This window comes from Pseudomonas sp. UBA5568, assembly GCF_002425525.1.
GTDB lineage: Bacteria > Pseudomonadota > Gammaproteobacteria > Pseudomonadales > Pseudomonadaceae > Aquipseudomonas > Aquipseudomonas fulva.
On sequence record NZ_DIMK01000046.1, the window covers coordinates 1 to 21082 of the forward strand.

General features: G+C 61.9%; 20 protein-coding genes and 1 tRNA gene. 13 read left to right on the forward strand and 8 right to left on the reverse strand.

From position 1 onward, the window contains the following. Nucleotides 1-396 precede the first annotated feature (396 nt). Nucleotides 397-639: a sulfurtransferase TusA gene (gene tusA, locus B2S33_RS14285; protein WP_023534172.1), complete on the forward strand. Its 243-nt coding sequence runs from the start codon at nt 397-399 to the stop codon at nt 637-639. Nucleotides 640-699: 60 nt separating this feature from the next. After that, entirely contained in the window at nt 700-1842 is a 1143-nt protein-coding gene (gene pdxB / locus B2S33_RS14290; protein ID WP_288650538.1) for a 4-phosphoerythronate dehydrogenase PdxB, read from the forward strand. Between the two features lie 75 nt (nt 1843-1917). Here the strand turns inward: pdxB and B2S33_RS14295 are convergent, their stop codons facing one another. Then, complete coding sequence (locus tag B2S33_RS14295) at nt 1918-2091, reverse strand: PA1571 family protein (protein WP_178102886.1); 174 nt, start codon at nt 2089-2091, stop codon at nt 1918-1920. A gap of 214 nt (nt 2092-2305) precedes the next feature. Here B2S33_RS14295 and B2S33_RS14300 point away from each other — a divergent pair, with 214 nt between their 5' ends. Beyond that, nucleotides 2306-4066, forward strand: a complete 1761-nt coding sequence (locus tag B2S33_RS14300) for an ABC transporter transmembrane domain-containing protein (RefSeq protein ID WP_145280682.1) — start codon at nt 2306-2308, stop codon at nt 4064-4066. Between the two features lie 87 nt (nt 4067-4153). Here B2S33_RS14300 and B2S33_RS14305 read toward each other — a convergent pair. Next, nucleotides 4154-4230, reverse strand: a tRNA-Pro gene (locus B2S33_RS14305). An 81-nt stretch (nt 4231-4311) separates the two neighbouring features. Continuing rightward, nucleotides 4312-4533 carry a YgdI/YgdR family lipoprotein gene (locus B2S33_RS14310; protein ID WP_023534255.1) on the reverse strand — a complete coding sequence of 74 codons (222 nt, stop codon included), beginning with the start codon at nt 4531-4533 and terminating at the stop codon, nt 4312-4314. Between the two features lie 184 nt (nt 4534-4717). Between B2S33_RS14310 and moaB the strand changes: the two genes are divergently transcribed. The 3 genes from moaB to yegS all read left to right on the forward strand — a co-directional run bounded on the left by moaB (nt 4718) and on the right by yegS (nt 7479). Further along, entirely contained in the window at nt 4718-5257 is a 540-nt protein-coding gene (gene moaB, locus B2S33_RS14315; RefSeq protein ID WP_288650540.1) for a molybdenum cofactor biosynthesis protein B, read from the forward strand. Next, nucleotides 5241-6467, forward strand: coding sequence for a gephyrin-like molybdotransferase Glp (glp, locus tag B2S33_RS14320; protein ID WP_042139597.1), 1227 nt, complete (start codon nt 5241-5243; stop codon nt 6465-6467). The genes moaB and glp overlap by 17 nt, the downstream gene beginning before the upstream one ends. A 124-nt stretch (nt 6468-6591) precedes the next feature. Beyond that, complete coding sequence (gene yegS, locus B2S33_RS14325) at nt 6592-7479, forward strand: lipid kinase YegS (protein WP_027915100.1); 888 nt, start codon at nt 6592-6594, stop codon at nt 7477-7479. Here yegS and B2S33_RS14330 read toward each other — a convergent pair. Both B2S33_RS14330 and B2S33_RS14335 read right to left on the reverse strand, forming a co-directional pair. After that, nucleotides 7463-8122, reverse strand: a complete 660-nt coding sequence (locus B2S33_RS14330; RefSeq protein WP_027915099.1) for a response regulator — start codon at nt 8120-8122, stop codon at nt 7463-7465. The two genes, yegS and B2S33_RS14330, sit on opposite strands and share 17 nt — an antisense overlap. Further along, nucleotides 8112-9008, reverse strand: coding sequence for a sensor histidine kinase (locus B2S33_RS14335; protein ID WP_028687368.1), 897 nt, complete (start codon nt 9006-9008; stop codon nt 8112-8114). The genes B2S33_RS14330 and B2S33_RS14335 overlap by 11 nt, the downstream gene beginning before the upstream one ends. Here B2S33_RS14335 and B2S33_RS14340 point away from each other — a divergent pair. Continuing rightward, nucleotides 8935-9219 (forward strand): hypothetical protein, encoded by a 285-nt coding sequence (locus tag B2S33_RS14340; protein WP_178102885.1) that lies wholly within the window; start codon nt 8935-8937, stop codon nt 9217-9219. The two genes, B2S33_RS14335 and B2S33_RS14340, sit on opposite strands and share 74 nt — an antisense overlap. 123 nt (nt 9220-9342) lie before the next feature. On the opposite strand, the gene B2S33_RS14345 is transcribed toward B2S33_RS14340, so the two are convergent. Further along, complete coding sequence (locus B2S33_RS14345) at nt 9343-9822, reverse strand: histidine kinase (RefSeq protein WP_111475696.1); 480 nt, start codon at nt 9820-9822, stop codon at nt 9343-9345. 342 nt (nt 9823-10164) lie between these two features. Here B2S33_RS14345 and B2S33_RS14350 point away from each other — a divergent pair, with 342 nt between their 5' ends. Together B2S33_RS14350 and B2S33_RS14355 are read left to right on the forward strand one after the other, a co-directional pair. Further along, nucleotides 10165-11100, forward strand: a complete 936-nt coding sequence (locus B2S33_RS14350; protein ID WP_049696308.1) for a chemotaxis protein CheV — start codon at nt 10165-10167, stop codon at nt 11098-11100. Between the two features lie 55 nt (nt 11101-11155). Continuing rightward, complete coding sequence (locus B2S33_RS14355) at nt 11156-11953, forward strand: MOSC domain-containing protein (RefSeq protein WP_028687366.1); 798 nt, start codon at nt 11156-11158, stop codon at nt 11951-11953. Between the two features lie 64 nt (nt 11954-12017). Here the strand turns inward: B2S33_RS14355 and B2S33_RS14360 are convergent, their stop codons facing one another. Then, a complete protein-coding gene (locus B2S33_RS14360; RefSeq protein ID WP_288650542.1) occupies nt 12018-13943 on the reverse strand; it encodes a transglycosylase SLT domain-containing protein in 1926 nt (641 codons plus the stop codon). A gap of 223 nt (nt 13944-14166) precedes the next feature. Between B2S33_RS14360 and B2S33_RS14365 the strand changes: the two genes are divergently transcribed. Beyond that, nucleotides 14167-16092 carry an ATP-binding cassette domain-containing protein gene (locus B2S33_RS14365; protein ID WP_028687365.1) on the forward strand — a complete coding sequence of 642 codons (1926 nt, stop codon included), beginning with the start codon at nt 14167-14169 and terminating at the stop codon, nt 16090-16092. Between the two features lie 116 nt (nt 16093-16208). Here B2S33_RS14365 and B2S33_RS14370 read toward each other — a convergent pair whose 3' ends face one another. Next, nucleotides 16209-16649: a universal stress protein gene (locus B2S33_RS14370; RefSeq protein ID WP_027915093.1), complete on the reverse strand. Its 441-nt coding sequence runs from the start codon at nt 16647-16649 to the stop codon at nt 16209-16211. A 110-nt stretch (nt 16650-16759) separates the two neighbouring features. Here B2S33_RS14370 and B2S33_RS14375 point away from each other — a divergent pair, with 110 nt between their 5' ends. The 3 genes from B2S33_RS14375 to fadA all read left to right on the forward strand — a co-directional run bounded on the left by B2S33_RS14375 (nt 16760) and on the right by fadA (nt 21076). Next, complete coding sequence (locus B2S33_RS14375; protein WP_027915092.1) at nt 16760-17197, forward strand: hypothetical protein; 438 nt, start codon at nt 16760-16762, stop codon at nt 17195-17197. Between the two features lie 524 nt (nt 17198-17721). After that, complete coding sequence (gene fadB / locus B2S33_RS14380) at nt 17722-19869, forward strand: fatty acid oxidation complex subunit alpha FadB (protein ID WP_110607254.1); 2148 nt, start codon at nt 17722-17724, stop codon at nt 19867-19869. A 31-nt stretch (nt 19870-19900) separates the two neighbouring features. Next, nucleotides 19901-21076 carry an acetyl-CoA C-acyltransferase FadA gene (gene fadA, locus B2S33_RS14385; RefSeq protein ID WP_027915090.1) on the forward strand — a complete coding sequence of 392 codons (1176 nt, stop codon included), beginning with the start codon at nt 19901-19903 and terminating at the stop codon, nt 21074-21076. Nucleotides 21077-21082: the final 6 nt, after the last annotated feature.

Genomic DNA, 21082 nt, shown 5'->3' on the forward strand with positions numbered 1-21082 from the left:
ACAGCAACAGCAACAGCAACACGCATCGAGCATTTCATCCTGGCCGATATCATGAGCTGTAATGTAAGGGCCGTGATCTATCAAAAGAAGGAGTTGGGTGAACTGGCAATGCCATACAACATGCATCTTACAAACTTTGGAAAACTCTTCCACTATGCATGGAGCGTCCGCCTTGCACCGTACTCCAAAGGCAACGAATTCCGCGTGGGAGCGGCCTCGTGCCGCGATGGGGCGCGCAGCGGCCCTGGCAATATCAGGTGCGAAGCTGAACGCTTGAGCCCACCGCGCCCCCCTCAAGCCCGGTCAGGCGCCCCTGAACCGGCGGGTGCCCCGACAGCCCCACTTGGCCCGCGTCCCTGGAATGCGCCACAATACCCATCATTTGCGGAGCCCTTCATGACCGACCTCACCCCCGATGCCACCCTCGACGCCACCGGCCTCAACTGCCCGGAGCCGGTGATGATGCTGCACCAACACGTGCGTGACCTCGCCGCCGGCGGTCTGTTGAAAGTCATCGCCACCGACCCCTCGACCCGACGCGACATCCCCAAGTTCTGTAACTTCCTGGGCCACCAACTGCTGGAACAACAGGAAGACGCCGGCACCTTCCTCTACTGGATCCGCAAGAAAGCCGACTGAGCCGCTCTGGAACACGCTCGGCGTTGAGCCTACACTGCGTTCCCCAGACAGGAGAGCGCCATGCTGATAGTTGCCGACGAAAACATCCCTTTGCTCGATGCCTTCTTCCAAGGGTTTGGCGAGATTCGTCGCTATCCTGGGCGTAGCCTCGACGCCGCTAGCGTCCGGGAGGCCGACATCCTGCTGGTCCGCTCCGTGACCAAGGTCGATCGGCACCTGCTCGAAGGCAGTCGCGTGCAGTTCGTTGGCACCTGCACCATCGGCACCGATCACCTTGACCTCGACTACTTCGACCAAGTGGGTATCCGCTGGAGCAGTGCCCCCGGTTGCAACGCCCGGGGTGTGGTGGACTATGTGCTGGGTAGCCTGCTGACCCTCGCTGACCTTGAGGGTGCATCGCTGCCCGAGCGCGTCTACGGTGTGGTGGGTGCAGGCCAAGTAGGCGGGCGGTTGGTGAGCGTGCTGCGCGCTTTGGGGTGGAAGGTGATGGTCTGCGATCCACTGCGCCAGGCCGCTGAAGGCGGTGATTACGTCGAACTCGATACGCTCCTGCAAGCCTGCGACGTCATCAGCCTGCACACGCCCCTCGAGCGCGGTGGCCAGTACCCGACCTGGCATCTGTTAGGCCCTGCGGAACTGGCGAAACTGCGCCCCGGCGCCTGGCTCATCAACGCCAGTCGAGGGGCGGTGGTGGACAATGGCGCGTTACGAGCGCTCCTGCAGCAGCGCGATGACCTGCACGCGGTGCTGGACGTGTGGGAAGGCGAGCCCCAGGTCGACTTGCAGCTGGCAGACCTGTGTACCGTTGCTACCCCCCACATCGCCGGCTATAGCCTCGATGGCCGTCAGCGTGGCACCGCCCAGATCTACCGCGCGTTGTGTCAACATCTGGGCGTGAATGAGGTCATTCAACTTGCCGACCTGTTACCGCGTCCACCCGTGGCGCAGATCGCATTGGATGCCGAGGTCGAGCTGCAATGGGCACTGGCGATGCTGTGCCGCGCCGTCTACGATCCGCGCCGCGATGATGCCGATTTCCGCCGTAGCCTGAGCGAAGACGTGCAGCAGCAACGTGCCGCTTTCGACGCGTTGCGCAAACATTATCCGCCGCGCCGTGAGATCGAAGGACTGTCCGTGCGCATCCATGGGAGCTCGCCCGAGCTCGCGCGGCTGATTGACGCCCTGGGAGCCAAGAGGGTCTGACGCTCGGATGCAGCCCCAGGGCAGAGCAGCATGCATAAAAAACCCGGCGCGAGCGCCGGGTCAGGAATAGGGTGATCAGTTTTTCTGCGAGCGCTCGACCCGGCTTTCTTCCAGGGCCTTGCAGGCCTGCTGGATCATTTGCTCGGTGATCGGCACCTCCCGCCCTTGGGCGTCGATCAGGGCGCCGCTTGCCTGGGGCGACGGTGCGTGACGGGGCGTGTAGTGTTCGCGGTCATGGTGCAAGCTCATGCAGGGTCTCCTCTTCAAATGACGACTGGGGTCAACCTTGCGCCTGGCAGATCATCGACGCGGGTGCGGCGCAACCTGGGGCAGGGCCTTAGTCCACCAGAGATGGCGAAAAAGTGCCAGAGCGCGGTTAGAACAATAGGCTATAGCAGCACCGGACAGTTCCGTTCTGCGGCATGAATGGTAGGCTGCACGTTCCGCCTTCGTGAGCAGATCCATGGCCTCTACAACTCCGCGCCCTAGCCGCGCTTTGCGCCTTGGCTGGCATTTTGTTCGTCCGTATTGGCGGCGCCTGGTGATGGCCTTGCTGGCACTGGTGGTGACCGCCGGCATTACCTTGTCCATGGGGCAGGGCATCCGCCTGCTGGTGGATCAGGGGTTCATGACCGGTTCTGTCCATCAGCTCAACCAGACACTTGGGCTCTTCCTGCTGCTGGTGTTGGCCCTGGCGGCAGGGACCTTCAGCCGGTTCTACCTCGTCTCCTGGATAGGTGAGCGGTGCGTGGCGGACATTCGTCGCGCTGTTTTCGACCATCTGCTCGAGCTTCACCCTGGTTTTTTCGAAGACAACCGCAGTTCGGAAATTCAGTCTCGGTTGACGGCCGACACCACGTTGCTGCAATCGGTGATTGGCTCTTCCCTCTCCATGTTCCTGCGTAATGCGCTCATGGTGGTGGGCGGTGTGGCCTTGCTGTTCATCACCAACCCCAAGCTGACCAGCATCGTGGTCGTGGCATTGCCGGTGGTGCTGGCCCCGATCCTGCTGTTCGGTCGCCGTGTGCGCAGCCTCTCACGCCAGAGCCAGGACCGGGTGGCAGACGTGGGTAGCTACGTGGCCGAGACCCTGGGCCAGATCAAGACCGTGCAGGCCTACACCCATCAAGCCCATGACCGGGCACTGTTCGCCGATACGGTGGAGTCGGCATTTACAGTGGCCCGCCAGCGCATCGCGCAGCGGGCCTGGCTGATCACCGTGGTGATCGTGCTGGTACTGGGCGCTATCGGCACCATGCTGTGGGTCGGCGGCATGGACGTCATCGCCGGGCGCATGTCGGGGGGTGAGTTGGCGGCGTTCGTGTTCTACAGCCTGGTGGTGGGCAGTGCGTTCGGCACACTCAGCGAAGTGATTGGCGAGCTCCAGCGCGCTGCTGGGGCAGCAGAGCGTATAGCCGAATTACTGGCAGCGCAAAGCCAGATTCTGGCCCCGTCCAGTGGGCGGCAGCTGGCGGGAGGCCGTGCACGGGGCTGCCTGGCGTTTCGGCACGTGGTGTTTGCCTATCCGTCGCGACCCGAGCACAAGGCTATCGATGACCTGAGCCTGGTCATCCAGGCAGGCCAGACGCTTGCATTGGTCGGCCCTTCCGGTGCAGGTAAATCCACCCTGTTCGACTTGCTTCTGCGCTTCTATGACCCCCAGCACGGACAGATTCTGCTCGATGATCAACCCATCGACCAGCTCGACCCCGACCACCTTCGCCAGCAGTTTGCACTGGTCGCACAGCAACCGGCACTGTTTCGGGGGACAGTGGCGGACAACATTAGCTATGGACGCCCTGACGCTTGCCTGGCCGACATCGAAGCTGCAGCGCGCGCAGCCCATGCCGACTCGTTCATACGCCAGTTGCCAGAGGGCTACCAGACTCGCCTGGGGGAGGGCGGGGTGGGTTTATCGGGTGGGCAGCGCCAACGGTTGGCGATCGCCCGTGCGTTGCTGGTGGATGCGCCGATCCTGCTGCTTGACGAGGCGACCAGCGCGCTCGACGCTCACAGTGAGCACCTGATCCAGCAAGCTTTGCCGCGCCTGATGGCAGGGCGGACGACAGTGGTGATTGCGCACCGTCTGGCCACCGTACAGCACGCCGACCGCATTGCCGTGGTCGACCAGGGCAAAGTGGTGGCCATTGGTACCCACAGTGAGCTAATAGAAACCAGCCCTTTGTATGCACGGCTGGCGGCGCTGCAATTCACGTCAGCCTGAAGGGCTAGCCGACTGATGCAGGTTGCAGGTACGAGCCTGAACCGTGAGTAACAAAAAACCCGCACAAGGCGGGTTTTCAAAAGGATTTGGTCGGAGAGACAGGATTCGAACCTGCGGCCTTCTCGTCCCGAACGAGACGCGCTACCTGGCTGCGCTACACTCCGATGAACAAAATCCTACTGCATCCGAAATTCGCCCGCAAGTCCTTGTAAAAGAACGAAGCTTTGGCCAGGTCGGATGGGCTATCAGAGTTCTTTGACGGTGCGAATCTGGTCTTTATTCAGACGCATGCGCTTGCCATCGAGCTGCTCGAACTCGTAGAAGCCGGAATCTTCATCATAGGACGGCTTGTCCACCGCCTGGATTTCGCGACCGTCGTTCAAGGTAATGACGGTTGGGGTCGAGCAGCCGGCCAGGGCAGCCAGGCCCAGGGCGAGCATGAAGGCGGGAAGGGTCCGTTTGATCATCGTGTTTCTCCAGTGCGATGGTGCAAGATGACTGTTAAGACGCGGGACGTTAGTGCAAGTTCCTTGCGCGTGCAGCATAACGGCATTCGCTTGACGCAATCCAGTGCAGGCAGCGCTCCCGCACGCCGGCGGGAGTGCCCTGTGATATAACTGCCGTCATTGCCATTACCAGTGACGGATACCTATGAAAGCCTCGGCAGACACCCCGTTCGTTCCCCTCAACATTGCAGTGCTCACGGTCAGCGACACGCGCACATTCGAAAACGATTCGTCGGGCCAGGTCTTCGTTGACCGGCTGACAGCGGCAGGCCACCGGCTCGCCCAGCGCGTGCTGCTCAAGGATGATCTCTACAGAATCCGCGCCCAGGTCGCGACCTGGATCGCCGACGACAGCGTGCAGGTGGTGCTCATCACCGGCGGTACCGGTTTTACCGGACGTGACAGTACGCCCGAGGCGGTCACTTGCCTGCTCGACAAGCAGGTCGACGGCTTTGGCGAGCTGTTCAGACAGATCTCCGTGGCGGATATCGGTACCTCGACTGTGCAATCGCGGGCACTGGCAGGGCTGGCCAACGGTACCCTGGTGTGTTGCCTGCCTGGCTCGACCAATGCGGTGCGCACCGGTTGGGACGGTATCCTTGCCGAACAGCTCGATGCACGGCACCGCCCCTGCAACTTCGTCGCCCATCTGAAGCAGGCGGCGGCCTGTGAAAGCCGTGGCTGAGGCCGTGCAGCCCAGGCCACTGATGCCGGTGGAGCAGGCCCTTGAGCAATTGCTGGCTTTGGCCGATGCCGCGCCGATTCGCGAGACCGAGCACGTGCCGCTAGCCGAGGCACACGGCCGTGTGCTGGCCACTGCCCTCGTGGCTTCGCTCGACCTGCCGCCCTGGCCCAATAGCGCAATGGACGGCTATGCGCTGCGCCGGTCCGACTGGCAGGGGGCGCCGCTGCCCGTCAGTCAGAGAATCTTCGCCGGGCACGCACCTGAGCCACTGCAGCCTGGCACCTGTGCGCGGATTTTCACGGGTGCACCGGTTCCCGAAGGCGCCGACTGCGTGGAAATGCAGGAAAACACCCAGGTTCATGCCAATGGCCATGTGGCGTTTTTGCACCCCCTCAAGGCGCTGCAGAACATTCGTCCTCAAGGTCAGGAAACCCGCAAAGGCGAGCAGGTGCTCGACGCCGGCACGCGTCTTGGGCCAATCGAGTTGGGCTTGGCCGCCACCCTGGGTTATGGACAGCTCGATGTGGTACGCAAGGTGCGGGTGGCGGTGCTGTCGACCGGGGATGAGCTGGTCGAGCCAGGGCTGCCGTTGGGGCCTGGGCAAATCTACAACAGCAACCGTCGCTTGCTGGTCAGTTGGTTGCAGCGCCTGGGATGCGACGTCACCGACGCCGGTATCCTGCCTGATGACCTGGCTCGGACCCGCGCGAGTCTGGCTCAGTTGCAAGGCGTGGACCTGATCCTCTCGACAGGGGGCGTATCGGTGGGCGAGGCCGATTATCTGGGCGCGGCCCTGCGCGAGGCCGGTGAGCTGGCTTTGTGGAAACTGGCGATCAAACCCGGCAAACCGTTGACCTTCGGTCACTTCCAGGGCGTGCCAGTGATCGGCCTGCCCGGTAATCCGGCCTCTACACTGGTCACGTTCGGCCTGCTGGCGCGCCCCTATTTGTTGCGCCGCCAGGGCGTGATCGATGTCACCCCCCTGCGCGTGTGCCTACCCGCCGGTTTCGATTGGCCCAAAGCCGGGTCACGGCGTGAGTACCTGCGGGCGCGCATCGAGCAGGGCAGGGTATGCCTGTACCCTAACCAGAGCTCCGGCGTGTTGCGCAGCGCGGTGTGGGCCGATGGGTTGGTCGAGGTGCAGGAGGGCACTACGCCCAGCAAGGGTGACCTTGTACCCTTCATCCCCTTCAGCGACATCCTCGGTTGACGCGCGCCAGTGGCGCAGGCTCGCTGCAGTGCGCGAGCCCTGCGCCGCAATATTTGAACGGCCGTGCAACAATTAGTAACGGCTGAGCGTCAAGATGCAAATGGTCAATTATGGAGACACCCACATGCAAGCGCGCAAGGCAATGCTGATTCTGCACGGCAAGCAAGCCATGAACGAAGACGTACGTACCGCCGTGCACGACCTGCGCGACACTGGCTGGGCATTGGACGTGCGTGTGACCTGGGAGGGCGGTGATGCCCAGCGCTTGGTCAAGGAGGCACTTGCCGCTGGATACAGCCACATCGTCGCCGGCGGTGGTGATGGCACCTTGCGGGACGTGGCCGAAGCCATGGGGCTCGCGGGCACCGAAGCCAGCCTCGTCTTGCTGCCGCTTGGAACCGCCAACGACTTCGCCAAGGCGGCCGGTATTGCGCTTGAGCCTGCCCAGGCGCTGGCGCTGCTCAATGAGCCGGCCCAGGAAGTCGATCTTGGGCAAGTGGGCGAGCAGCTGTTCCTGAACATGGCGACCGGCGGCTTTGGTAGCCAGGTCACAGCCAGCACATCCGAAGACCTGAAGAAGTTGATGGGTGCCGCCGCCTATGTGTTCACCGGCTTGTCACGCTTCAGCGAACTGGAGGCTGCCTCGGTCGAGTTGAAAGGCCCTGACTTCCATTGGCAAGGGGAGCTGCTGGCGCTGGGGATTGGCAACGGTCGCCAAGCCGGGGGAGGGCAGGAGCTTTGTCCGGATGCGGTGGTCAATGACGGGTTGCTGGATGTTGCGATCCTGCCCAAGCCGCAGGAAGTGGTCGGTGCATTACGCGATTTGCTGGCAGGCGATGGCCTGTTCATCCGGACGCGATTGCCGTGGGTGGAGATCAACAGTCAACAGGGCCTGGATATCAACCTCGACGGTGAACCGCTCAAGGCGGACAGCTTACGTTTCGAGGCGCGTCCCAAGGCCTTGCGCCTGCACCTGCCGCAAGGGTGCCCATTGCTCAGTCATCGAGGCTGATGATCTTCTCGCGCACGGCAAACAGTACCAGTCCGGCGACGTCGTGAATCTGCAAGCGTTTCATCACTTGCGAACGATGGGTTTCGACCGTCTTGATCGACAAGCCCAATCCATTGGCGATTTCGCGGGTAGACTTGCCGCGCACGATCAGGCGCAGAATCTCCAGCTGCCGGGCTGTCAGGTTGTGTCGCTCGCATGCCGGGCGTCTGGCTGGCCTGGTATGACGTAAAGCCTGATTGATGACGGTGTGGGCAATGGCTGGGCTCAGGTAGCGCTCCCCGTTGCGCACAGCGCGCAGCGCTTGCTCAAGCTCCGATGCGCTGGTGTCCTTGAGCAGATACCCATGGGCACCGCCCTCGAGGGCGCGCATGATCAGCTCAGGGTCGGTGTGCATGGAGAGGATCAGCACTTTGCAGGCGCTGCCGCTGGCATTAAGCTGGGTGAGGGCGTCCAGCCCGCTGGTTGATCGCATGGAGAGGTCCAGCAGGATGATGTCAGGCATCAACGTTCGCGCCTGATCCAGCAACTGCCCGCCATCGTCGGCCTCGCCGATTACCTCGTACCCGGGTATGTCACTGACCAGGGCGCGGACGCCCGCTCTGATCAACGAATGGTCATCCACAAGCAACAATCTACAGTTCATGGGTATCCACTCGGTCCGCGCGTTGCCGGCTGCGGGGCGGCCAAGGGAAGACGGCCTCGATCCGGGTGCCCTGGCCAATATCGCTGGTGATCTGCAGGCTGCCGTTCAGGGCAGTGACCCGCTCCAGCATGCCAGCCAGCCCACGCTGACTGGCAAGGTGCGGGTGCCTGGCAGGCTTGAAGCCGCAGCCATCGTCCTCGATCGATAAAGCCAGGCCCAGCTCGGTACGCTGTAGGTGGATGACAAGGTTGCGCGCTCCGGCGTGACGCAACATATTGGTCACCGCCTCCTGGGTGATGCGAAACACTGCCATTGCGACATTTTCGCCAATGCCCCCAAGGCGTTGCTTGCAAGACAGGCTCCACTGCACGCCGCTGCCATCCAAAGTGCGCAGCAAGTGCGCGCGCAGGCTGGCCTCAAGGCCAAGGCTTGCCAACTGACGGGGGTTGAGCAGGGCAGAAACGTCGCGCACAGCGCTCAACGTATCGTCCAGCGTGGCATGCAAGGCATCGCAATGCCCCTGCACATCCCCGGGCATTCGTCGCTGCAGCCATTGCAACTGCAATTTCGCAGCGGTCAGCAGTTGGCCGATGTCGTCATGAAGCTCCCTGCTCAGGTGCTGGCGCTCCTCTTCTTGCACTTTTAGCAGGCGCTCGGCGAGTTCCGCAGGGCGCAAGCTGATCGAGCGCGCCTCCCTACGCAGTTGCACGGCAGCGACCAAGGCAGCGGTCAGTTGCAGCAACACCAGGCCGATGGGCACAGGTCGCTCGGCCAGATGTAACGCCAGGCAGGCGAGGCAGGAGACCACGCTGATGCCTGCCGTGGCCCAGCACAGACTGGTGTACGGGGCGCTGCAACGAAAAGAGGTCATCAAGCGTGGGAACATAGGTAGGGGAGCCACTGAAGTATTGCTGATGGAGGCCTTGCACATTACTGCTCAGAGGCTTTTGCGCCGTACTTTCGATGTTTTTCGACCACGTGTTCATTCAACCTTGCGTCAAGTTGAAGCGTTTCGGTGGGGCATACTACCACCTCGAATTCCTGCGGTCGCCGCCGAATACGACTTCCTCAAGGCAAAGCTTATTGTGGTGAACTAGTACGTAGCATCGACGGACTTGCTTGGTTGAGGCTATTTCCTACAACTTTGTAAATCGAAGCTACAACTTTCAGTTTCATCAAAGTTGCACTTCTGGCATGCAACTGCGCGATGGCAATTTGCCCTACGGCTTGTCGCTGAGATCGGGCTGCTGACAGTCAAGCGCTGCGCCTTCATCTGTGACGCAGGCTAATGCCAGAGAAGGTCGAGCCGCATTGGCCAGTTCGCCGAGCAACACAAATTGTTCTCCAGCGTCCAGGTCCAGCCGCCCCGTGTGCGTGTCCAGCAGCTCGAGCTGCCAGGCCAAGAGCCTCAGGCACGCAGCCGTAATGCGCAGCGTTGCGCGATGCAGGCACGCGCCTTGGCAACAGGGGGCCAGTATCTGCTGAACGGAGGTCGTGAAGTGGGCTACTTCAAGCAGCCCCAAACGCTGTGCGTCGTGTGCCAAGTCGCTTAACGCGGCGTCCAGGCACCTGCAGGCATCAGGGTCATTTTCGATGAGCTCAAGATGCTGCAAGCAGTCCTCTGCTCTGTTGAGGCGCTTCTGGGCCCTCTCGCGAAAACCCCTAAGCGCCTCGCAGAAGGGTAAGGCACTGTCCATCATGGTGTCTCCATGGGCAGGACAGGCGGTAGAGACGGGCACGCCGTTACGATAGCTAGCAAAGCCTGACTCCATTCATGCAGTGAGAATGGCGTCACATTAATGGCTAAAGGATAGAGCGAACATCAGGTTGTACCTGATTGCCACTAGGGGTTTCCCTGATAGGCAAGAAAAAAACGGAACTTTTCAGCGTGTGCGAGTGGAATTAGGAAACCAGTTAAGCATGCTGTTAAAGTGATATCAAATTAGGCAAGGGTGTGGCGTTTCTTGGGGTCAAGATGCTACTCCGGCTGCCGATATACACACAATCGCGCACATTTTCGACATGAGCCTGGGGGCTTACCAATGGCTGGCATTCTCGACACAGTAGACCAACGCACACAACTGGTAGGGGAGAACCGGCTGGAAATCCTGATGTTCCGGCTGGCTGGGCGTCAGCTTTTCGCGATCAACGTCTTCAAGGTGCAGGAGGTGTTACAACTGCCCAAGCTGACACTGATGCCGCAACGTCACGCGTTCGTCTGCGGTGTGGTGAACCTGCGAGGCCAGACACTCCCGGTAATCGACCTGTCCCAGGCGATCGGCATGCGCCCCATTCAGCCAGGCCCCGACAGCACCATCATCGTCACCGAATACAACCGCTCGGTGCAGGCGTTTCTGGTGGGCGGGGTCGACCGCATCGTAAACCTCAATTGGGAATCCATCATGCCGCCACCGACCAGTGCCGGCCGTCAGCATTACCTGACTGCCATCACCAAGGTGGACGACAAGCTGGTGGAGGTGATCGATGTGGAAAAGGTGCTTGCCGAAATCGTGCCTTACAACGCCCGCGTTTCGGGTGAGAAATTGGCCGATCCGGTACTGGCGAAGGCGCGTGGTCGCGAGGTGCTGCTGGTGGACGATTCCAGTGTGGCCCTGGCCCAGTTGCGCGACACGCTCTCGCAGTTGGGGATGAAACTGCACGTTGCCAGCGACGGCCTCAAAGCCTTGCGCATGCTCAAGGCGTGGGCCGATGCAGGGGAGGACATGTGCGAAAAGCTATTGATGATCTTCACGGATGCCGAAATGCCGGAAATGGACGGTTATCGCCTGACGACCGAAATCCGCGAGGATGCGCGCCTGCGCAAACTGTACGTGGTGCTGCATACGTCGCTGTCCGGCAGCTTCAACGAATCCATGGTCAAGAAAGTGGGTTGCGACAATTTCCTGTCCAAGTTCCAGCCTGACCGGCTGGTCGATGTGGTCAAGCAGCGCCTGTTGCTGGACACCACCAACGCGTGATTGCGCGCCCTGCTGGGTATAAGCTGGCGGTTTGGCGATTTATGAGGCGGCAGGGATGTTTCTCAGTGAGCTCTACCGGTATCCGGTCAAGTCGGGGCGGGCGCAAGGCCTGCAGGTCTCTCCCGTCGGTGTGCTTGGGCTTGAAGGAGACCGCCGTTGGATGCTGGTCGAGGAACAGAACGGGCGCTTTCTGACCCAGCGCGTCTGGCCCCAGCTCGGGCAGCTCGAGGCAGTCGAGACAGGCGGGGTACTGTTGCTGCGGGCGCCTGGGCAAGTGCCGCTGAAGGTGGTGTCCCCGGCCGACGATGCCCCGCTGCGAGGGGTGACCTTATGGCGCGACACCTTTCGTGTGCCGGATGCCGGTGATGAGGCCGCCGCTTGGCTCAGTGGCTGGCTAGGCAAAGCGGTGAGGTTGGTGTATTGCCCGCAGCAGCGGGCCAGGTACCTGCCCAATGGCTATGGCACCGACCGGGACCGTGCCGCCTTTCCCGACGGTTTCCCGTTGCTGCTCATTGGCCAGGCGTCGCTCGATGAGCTCGATCGCCGTGTCGGCCGGCCCATGGACATGCTGCGGTTCAGGCCAAACCTGGTGGTGCAGGGGGCCGAGGCTTTCGCAGAGGATGGCTGGAAGCGCATTCGCATCGGTACGGTGGAGTTCCGTGTTTTGAAGCCAAGCGTGCGCTGCATTTTCACCACCATCGACCCTGCCACGGGGCAGCGCAGCCCTGACCGCGAGCCCATGACCACGCTTCGGACGTTCCGGGAAAAGGAAGGGGACATATTGTTTGGGCAAAACCTGGCCGCCGATGGCGACGGGCACCTGGAGGTTGGCATGAAGGTCCAGGTGCTCTGAGTTGTCGGACAGCCGGACGCCGGTGTGGTCGGCGCCCTGGCTTGATCAGCCGCTAATGGCCTCCTTACATGTCGTCGAAGTAGCGCTCGTGCCAGTCCACCAGGGGTTGTGGCATGTTGAGCTTTTGTCCGTAAATCACCGAATAGGACAGCACGTTCTGAACGTACTGACGGGTTTCATCGAATGGAATGGACTCGACCCACACGTCGAAGCTCAGGTGTTTGGCGCCTTTGAGCCATTGCCGTACGCGGCCTGGGCCTGCGTTGTAAGCGGCTGAGGCCAGTACTCGGTTGCCGTTGAACTGGCTGTGCACCTGGCTGAGGTAGGCAGCCCCCAGCTGGATGTTCTTGTCCGGGTTCAGGACCTGTGCGGGCGAAGCCAGTGGGATGCTGAACTTGCGCGCGGTTTCCTTGGCTGTAGCAGGCATCAACTGCATGAGCCCGCTGGCGCCCACTGGGGAACGGGCATCCTCCATGAAGGCGCTTTCCTGACGGGTGATTGCGAATACCCAGCTCGAGTGCAGGCCGCGCACCTTGGCTTCGCGTACCAGGGTGTCGCGGTGCGCCATGGGGAAGCGTACGTCCAGGTCATCCCAGTATTTGGCCTGGCTGATGGTGCGGATGGCCGGGAAATACCAGCGCAACTCGTAACCCAGGCGCGCCTGGGCGACCATTTCGTCCCGGGTGAAGTGACGGCTCACGTGATACCACTCGCGGCGACCTTCGACGATCTGACCGCGGGCATGGAATTCGAGGGCGCGTTGGATGCCAGGTGTATTGCGCACCTTCTTGACCAGCTGTGGGCTGAGCACCAGGGGCTTGTTGTTCAGTTGGTAGGGGGCTTGCGCACGGTCTGCAGCCAGGAAGCCATAGAAATCGCGCTCGCGGGCAACGGCCTTGTACAACTGCGGGACTTGCGGGTTCTTCGGCTGCGCCAGCTCCAGGCTCCGCGCCTGCCAGTACTTCCAGCGGCTGCTCTGGGCCAAGTCGCCGCTCAGGCGCTTGGTGAGGGCATAGGCATCTTCCCACCGGCCCAGGCGCAGCAACAGGCGCAAGCGCCATTCACTGACGGTATCGTCCCGCAGTTCGGGGTCGTAGCGGGTCATGAGGTCAAGCGCGCGCGGGTCATAGCGCCGGGCCAGGGTCAGGCCGATCTCGCGGGCAATGGCCACTTTTTCATCGCGGGAAAAGTGCATGCGCTGGGCATAGTCGTCAAGCAGCCCCATGGCGCGCTCCGGGTCCTGCCGTGCAAGGCGGCGCAGCCCGAGACTGACGACGTCCGAGGTCGCTTCGTCGGCCTGGGTGAAGCGTGATGGCTGGTTGAGCAATTCGGGTTTCTGCGCCACATCGATCAGCAGACGGCCTTGTGGCGCCAGCGTGGTCAGGGTCTTGACCAGGTTCTCGGCCAGGCCGTAGTTGCGTGCCTGGGCTGCAAGCTTGGCCCGCTCCCAGCGCTTGGCCTCCGTGAGCTGCCCCTCGGCAGCCCACATGGAGAACAACGGGTCGCAGGCAGCAGGCTGGGACTTGCCCACCGACCACAGCTTGTTTGCCGTGGCAAAGCCTTCGGTGCGCATCCCGTGGCTGAGCTGGTACTGGCCGTTCAGGCAATCGAGCTCGGTGAAGTTGAGCTTGGGATCGTAGTATTTGGCGAAGGTCTGCCACTCACCGCGTTCGGCCAGCCAGCGCAACCAGCGCAGTTTCATCCAGTTGGCCTGGGGCAGGTCGCCGTGCTTGGCCAGGAAACCCTCGATCTCCTGGTTGCTGGCAGATTTCAGGCGCGCGGTCAGTTCGTCATAGGCCAGATACGGTGTCAGCGGATAATCGTCGAGCGCCTGGGCATAGCGCATGTACGGGCCCTTGTCGCCCTTGGCCAGCGCACGCTTGGCTTCATCATAGTATTGGCGTTGCACGGTAATGTCGGTGGCCTGGGCCGCGCCGGTGGCAGCGGTGAGCAACAGGCATGAAGCAATTTGTAACAGGCGGCTGCGCATGATACGTCCGGGCAGTTGAACCATGGGAAAGTGGCGGCGGGGCCAGCACTGTTGAAAACGATGGCCCTAGCTTAGCCGTTTGCGGATGACAGGTGAAAGCACTGTGCTTGTATCGGGATATTAAGTTCGACCGGGTGTCGCCGTGCGCGACGGGTGCAGGCCGTGCGGATGTCGGCGCAGGGCTAACTCAGGTAGAATGCGCGCCCGATTTATGGAGACGAACATGACCCTGCTCAAATTCAGCGATGTGTCCCTCGCATTCGGCGCCATGCCGCTGCTGGACAAGGTGTCCTGGCAGATCGCTCGTGGCGAGCGGGTGTGCATCATCGGCCGCAACGGCACCGGCAAGTCGAGCATGCTGCGCCTGGTCAAGGGCGAGCAGAAAGGCGATGACGGTGACATCTGGCGCGCCCCTGGGCTGAAAATCGGCGAGTTGCCCCAGGAACTGCCGCTGGCCGACGAGCGCACGGTGTTCGACGTCGTGGCGGCAGGGCTGGATGGCGTCGGCGAGCTGCTGGCACAGTTTCATCACCTGAGCCAGAACATCCAGGGCGATGAAGACCTGGAAAAACTGATGCACGTGCAGCACGAGCTGGAGGCCCGCGATGGCTGGCGCCTGCAGCAAGTGGTTGAAAGCACCCTGAGCCGTCTGCAGTTGCCGGCAGACAAGACCCTGGCGGAGTTGTCCGGCGGGTGGCGTCGTCGTGTACTGCTGGCCCAGGCGCTGGTGTCCGAGCCCGACTTGTTGCTGCTCGACGAGCCGACCAACCACCTGGATATCGGTGCCATCGCCTGGCTCGAGGAAGCACTGCGCGGGTTCAACGGCGCCGTGTTGTTCATCACCCACGACCGATCCTTCCTGCAGAACCTGGCCACCCGCATCCTCGAATTGGACCGCGGCGGCCTGATCGACTGGAATGGCGACTATGCCAGCTTCCTGGTGCACAAGGAGGCCGCGCTGGCCGCCGAGGAAACCGCCAACGCGCTGTTCGACAAGCGCCTGGCCCAGGAAGAGGTGTGGATTCGCCAGGGCATCAAGGCCCGTCGCACCCGTAACGAAGGCCGCGTGCGGGCGCTCAAGGCGCTGCGCGTGGAGCGCGGTGAGCGCCGTGAGCGGCAGGGCAAGGCCAACATTCAGATCGAGGCGGCCGACAAGTCGGGCAAGCAGGTCATGGTGCTCGAGCACGTCAGCTTCTCGCACCCGGACGGGCCGATGCTGGTGAAGGATTTTTCCATGGTGCTGCAGCGCCAGGACCGGATCGGCCTGCTGGGCGCCAACGGCACCGGCAAGACCACCTTGCTCAAGCTGATGCTGGGTGATCTGGAGCCCACTTCGGGCAAGATCGAGCGCGGCACCAAGCTTGAGGTCGCCTATTTCGACCAGATGCGCCATCAGCTGGACCTGGAAAAGACCGTCATCGACAACCTCGCCGAGGGCCGAGACTTCATCGAGATCGAAGGGCAGAACCGGCATGTGCTGAGCTACCTGGGCGACTTCCTGTTCAGTCCGCAGCGGGCCCGCACCCCGGTCAAGGCATTGTCCGGCGGCGAACGTGCCCGCCTGCTGCTGGCCAAGCTGTTCAGCAAGCCGGCCAACCTGCTGGTCCTCGACGAACCCACCAACGACCTGGACGTGGAAACCCTCGAGCTGCTCGAAGAGGTGCTCTCCAACTACAAGGGTACCGTGCTGATGGTCAGCCACGACCGGGCGTTTCTCGACAACGTCGTGACCAGCACCCTGGTGTTCGAGGGCGATGGCTTGGTTCGCGAGTACGTGGGCGGTTACGAAGACTGGATTCGTCAGGGCGGTTCGCCAAAGCTGCTCGGCGTTACGGAGAGTAAAGGCGGCAAGTCGGCGCTCAACAGTGCGGTGGTGGAGAAGGTCGAGGCCAAGCCGCAAGCCGTCGCTGCGCCAGTGGCCGAGGAATCGAAGAAAAAGCTCAGCTACAAGCTTCAGCGTGAGCTGGAGATGCTGCCGGGGCAGATCGACGCGCTGGAACAGCGCATGGCCCAGGCTCAGGAAGAGGTGAGCGCGGTCGGTTTCTACCAGCGTCCGATCGCAGAGACGTCAGCCGTGCTGGCGAACATCGAGAAGCTGCAAGGTGAGCTCGATGCCCTGGTGGAGCGCTGGGCCGAGCTGGAAGGCTAAGCAGGCAGGGCGTTGATCGCCTGCGCGTAGCGGGCGAGCCCGCTGCCAGGTGCCAGAGGGAGGATGCAACCCCAAGGCACCTGGCGTGGCCGCTTAACCCCTGGCGGTAGACAGGCTCAGTCCTTTTTCTGCAGTCGCACTGCCAGCACATCGCAGGGTGCACCGTGCAGCACGTCGTTGGCTGTGGAGCCCAGCAGTAGCGCCAGGCCGTGGCGACCGTGGCTGCCCACGACGATCAGGTCGCAGTGCTGTTCTTTGGCCAATTGATGGATTTCCTGGCGGGGCTGGCCGTAGGTCAAGTGCGAGTCGCCGCGCTGGATGCCCGGATACTTGCTGAACAGGCGATCCATGCGTTCCTTGGCCTGATCGAACTGCTGCTGTTGCAGTTGCGACAAGTCCATCGGCACGTCGCCGCCAAACGCCATGGCCATGGGTTCGACGATGTGCACCAGTGACACCTTGGCGTTGGTAGGCTGGGCCAGCGCCATGGCGCGCTTGATCACAGGGTCGCATTCTTCCGTCAGGTCGACGGCGACCAGCAGATGTTGGTAGGTCATGAGCTGTACTCCAGGCAATCGCTATAGAAGAAGTATGGTCGCTTTCGGGCGGGTCATGCGTGAAAAATGGCTAACCAGCTCATTTGCAACGGTTTATGGGAGCTACTGATATGACGGTATTGCTGGTGGTGTCAATCCTTGCGCTGATTCTCAGCCCGCTTTCCTGGCTGCGCAACTCGCGCAATCAGAGTGAGCAGATGCGCCTGCGCCTGGAGGCGCGGCGCATGGGCCTGGCCATGCAGCTGGCGCCTCAGCAGTGGCCGCACTGGCTGGAAAAACAGCCGCCGAGCCCTTGCCCGCAATATCACCGGGCACGCAAGCGGGGGCATGTCGACAGCTTCAGCTTCTGGCAGATCAGCCCTGGCGTATGGTGGAACCAGTGGCGCGAGCCGTGCGAAGACCCGCGCTTCTTGCAAGCCCTGGCCCGTCTGCCTGCAAGCGCCTACAAGGTCGAGGCCGATGCGCGGATGATAGCGCTCTACTGGACGGAGCGGGGGGACACGGCTGTATTGCAGGATGTTGCCTACGTGCTGGAGACACTGGCCTGACTCCAAGGGTGCTCGGCGGGCTGTCCATGGTCCCTGACACGCAGCGCAACGAGAAAGCGGCGATTCGGCGGTTCCCTGACAGGAACCGGTCAATCGCCGCTTTCTCGTTCTACCACGCCAAAAGGCTGGGCAGGCCGTTGAATTCACTCCGTCACGTAACGCCTGGCGCTTGTGCCTGGATCAGCCAGACTGCAAGGGGTGCCGAGGCTGGCAAGGTGTGAGGATTGCCAGCATGAATGGCCAGCGATCAGCGGCATGATCGGTCGTACCCGGCTTGTGGAAAGTGACCGCAAAGTCGGCTTTTCTCCCCGTGGGTGCAGCATTTGACAATGCAGATCTTTTCGGAGAATGTGTGCACACCCAAATCAAACGGGCGTATGAATTGAGCGTTTGCATTGCACGCCACTCATTCATGCGTACGACTCGCGCGCTGACGGGTGTGCCTGGAGCAGGTGGCCATGACGGCTGCGGTGCTGCAGTGATCGGCGTGTACAGTTCAGCTTCCATATCTTGGAGATCAGTTGATGATTTACGAAGGTAAAGCCATCACGGTTAAGGCTCTTGAAAGTGGCATCGTCGAGCTCAAGTTCGACCTCAAGGGTGAGTCCGTCAATAAGTTCAACCGCCTGACCCTGAGCGAGCTGCGCCAGGCTGTAGACGCCATCCAGGCCGATGCTTCGGTCAAGGGTGTCATCGTTAGCAGCGGCAAGGACGTGTTCATCGTCGGTGCCGACATCACCGAGTTCGTCGACAACTTCAAGTTGCCCGAGGCCGAATTGGTCGCCGGCAGCCTGGAAGCCAACCATATCTTCAACGCCTTCGAAGACCTCCAGGTGCCTACGGTTGCAGCCATCAACGGTATCGCCCTGGGCGGTGGTCTGGAGATGTGCCTGGCAGCGGACTACCGCATCATGGCCACCACCGCGCGCATCGGCCTGCCCGAAGTGAAGCTGGGCATCTATCCAGGCTTTGGTGGCACAGTGCGTCTGCCGCGCCTGATCGGCTCGGACAACGCCGTCGAGTGGATTGCCGCGGGCAAGGAAAACAGTGCCGAAGACGCCCTGAAAGTCGGTGCCGTCGATGCCGTGGTAGTGCCTGAGTTGCTCATGGCCGGTGCCCTGGACCTGATCAAGCGCGCCATCAGTGGCGAGCTGGACTACAAGGCCAAGCGCCAGCCCAAGCTCGAGAAGCTCAAGCTCAATGCCATCGAGCAGATGATGGCCTTCGAAACCGCCAAAGGTTTCGTCGCTGGGCAGGCCGGCCCTAATTACCCAGCGCCTGTCGAGGCGATCAAGTCCATCCAGAAAGCGGCCAACTTCGGTCGCGACAAGGCACTTGAAATCGAAGCGGCAGGCTTTGCCAAGCTGGCCAAGACGTCGGTTGCACAGAGCCTCATCGGCTTGTTCCTGAACGATCAGGAACTCAAGCGCAAGGCCAAGGCCCACGACGAGATTGCCCGCGACGTCAAGCAGGCGGCCGTGCTGGGCGCCGGTATCATGGGCGGCGGCATCGCCTATCAGTCGGCGGTCAAGGGCACGCCGATCCTGATGAAGGATATTCGCGAAGAGGCCATCGAGCTTGGGTTGAACGAAGCGTCCAAGCTGCTGGGCAATCGGGTCGAGAAAGGTCGGCTGACACCGGCCAAGATGGCCGAGGCGCTCAACGCGATTCGTCCGACCCTGTCCTACGGCGATTTCGCCCACGTGGACATCGTGGTCGAGGCCGTGGTTGAAAACCCCAAGGTCAAGCAGGCCGTGCTTGCCGAGGTGGAAGGGCAGGTGAGGGAGGATGCGATTCTGGCATCCAATACCTCGACCATTTCCATCAACCTGCTGGCAAAAGCGCTGAAGCGCCCGGAAAACTTCGTGGGCATGCACTTCTTCAACCCGGTGCACATGATGCCGTTGGTGGAAGTGATCCGTGGCGAAAAATCCAGCGAAGTGGCAGTCGCTACCACCGTCGCCTACGCCAAGAAAATGGGCAAGAACCCAATCGTGGTCAACGACTGCCCAGGGTTCTTGGTCAACCGTGTCCTGTTCCCATACTTCGGCGGCTTCGCCAGGTTGGTTAGCGCGGGGGTGGACTTCGTGCGCATCGACAAGGTCATGGAAAAATTCGGCTGGCCCATGGGCCCGGCGTACCTGATGGACGTGGTGGGCATCGACACCGGGCATCATGGCCGTGACGTCATGGCCGAGGGCTTCCCCGATCGCATGAAGGACGAGCGCCGCTCGGCCATCGACGCCTTGTACGATGCCAACCGCCTGGGCCAGAAGAACGGCAAGGGCTTCTACGCCTATGAAACCGACAAGCGTGGCAAGCCGAAGAAAGTCGCCGATGCAGGCGTGCTTGAGGTCCTCAAGCCCATCGTGTACGAGCAGCGTGAAGTCAGTGACGAGGACATCGTCAACTGGATGATGATCCCGCTGTGCCTGGAAACCGTTCGCTGCCTTGAAGATGGCATCGTCGAGACGGCCGCCGAGGCGGACATGGGCCTGGTCTACGGCATTGGCTTCCCACCCTTCCGTGGCGGCGCGCTGCGCTACATCGATACCTTGGGTGTAGCCGAATTCGTCGCCCTGGCCGATCGCTATGCCGACCTGGGGCCGCTGTACCACCCGACCGCCAAGCTGCGTGAGATGGCCAAGACGGGCCAGCGCTTCTTCAACTGAGCGGTCAACGAGCTAGAGCGAGAGATTTGATATGAGCCTTAATCCAAGAGACGTGGTGATCGTCGACTTCGGTCGCACGCCAATGGGCCGCTCCAAGGGTGGCATGCACCGCAATACCCGTGCCGAAGACATGTCGGCGCACCTGATCAGCAAGTTGCTTGAGCGCAACGACAAGGTCGATCCCAAGGAAGTCGAGGACGTGATCTGGGGCTGTGTGAACCAGACCCTGGAGCAGGGCTGGAACATCGCCCGCATGGCCTCGTTGATGACCCAGATCCCGCACACCTCTGCGGCGCAGACCGTCAGCCGGCTGTGCGGCTCGTCGATGAGCGCACTGCACACCGCCGCCCAGGCGATCATGACTGGCAATGGCGACGTGTTCGTGATTGGCGGCGTCGAGCACATGGGGCACGTGAGCATGATGCATGGCGTAGACCCCAACCCACACCTGGCGCTGCATGCGGCCAAGGCCTCGGGCATGATGGGCCTGACGGCCGAGATGCTGGGCAAGATGCACGGCATCACGCGTGAACAGCAGGATCAGTTCGGCGTGCGCTCGCACCAGCTGGCGCACAAGGCCACCATCGAGGGCAAGTTCAAGGACGAGATCATCCCCATGCAGGGGTATGACGAGAACGGTTTCCTGAAAGTGTTCGACTTCGACGAAACCATTCGTCCGGAAACCACCCTCGAGGGCCTGGCGTCGCTCAAGCCGGCCTTCAACCCCAAAGGCGGAACCGTGACCGCAGGTACTTCTTCCCAGATCACCGACGGTGCCTCGTGCATGATCGTGATGTCAGGGCAGCGTGCGATGGACCTGGGTATCGAGCCTCTGGCGGTCATTCGGGCCATGGCAGTGGCGGGCGTCGACCCCGCGATCATGGGCTACGGCCCAGTACCGGCCACCCAGAAAGCCCTCAAGCGCGCGGGCTTGAGCATGGCCGACATCGACTTCATCGAACTCAACGAGGCGTTCGCCGCACAGGCGCTGCCTGTGTTGAAAGACTTGAAAGTGCTCGACAAGATGAATGAGAAGGTTAACCTGCACGGCGGCGCGATCGCCTTGGGTCACCCGTTTGGTTGCTCCGGGGCGCGTATTTCCGGCACCCTGCTCAACGTCATGAAGCAAAATGGCGGCACGCTGGGGGTTGCGACCATGTGCGTCGGCCTTGGCCAAGGTATCACCACTGTCTTTGAACGCGTCTAAGGCGCA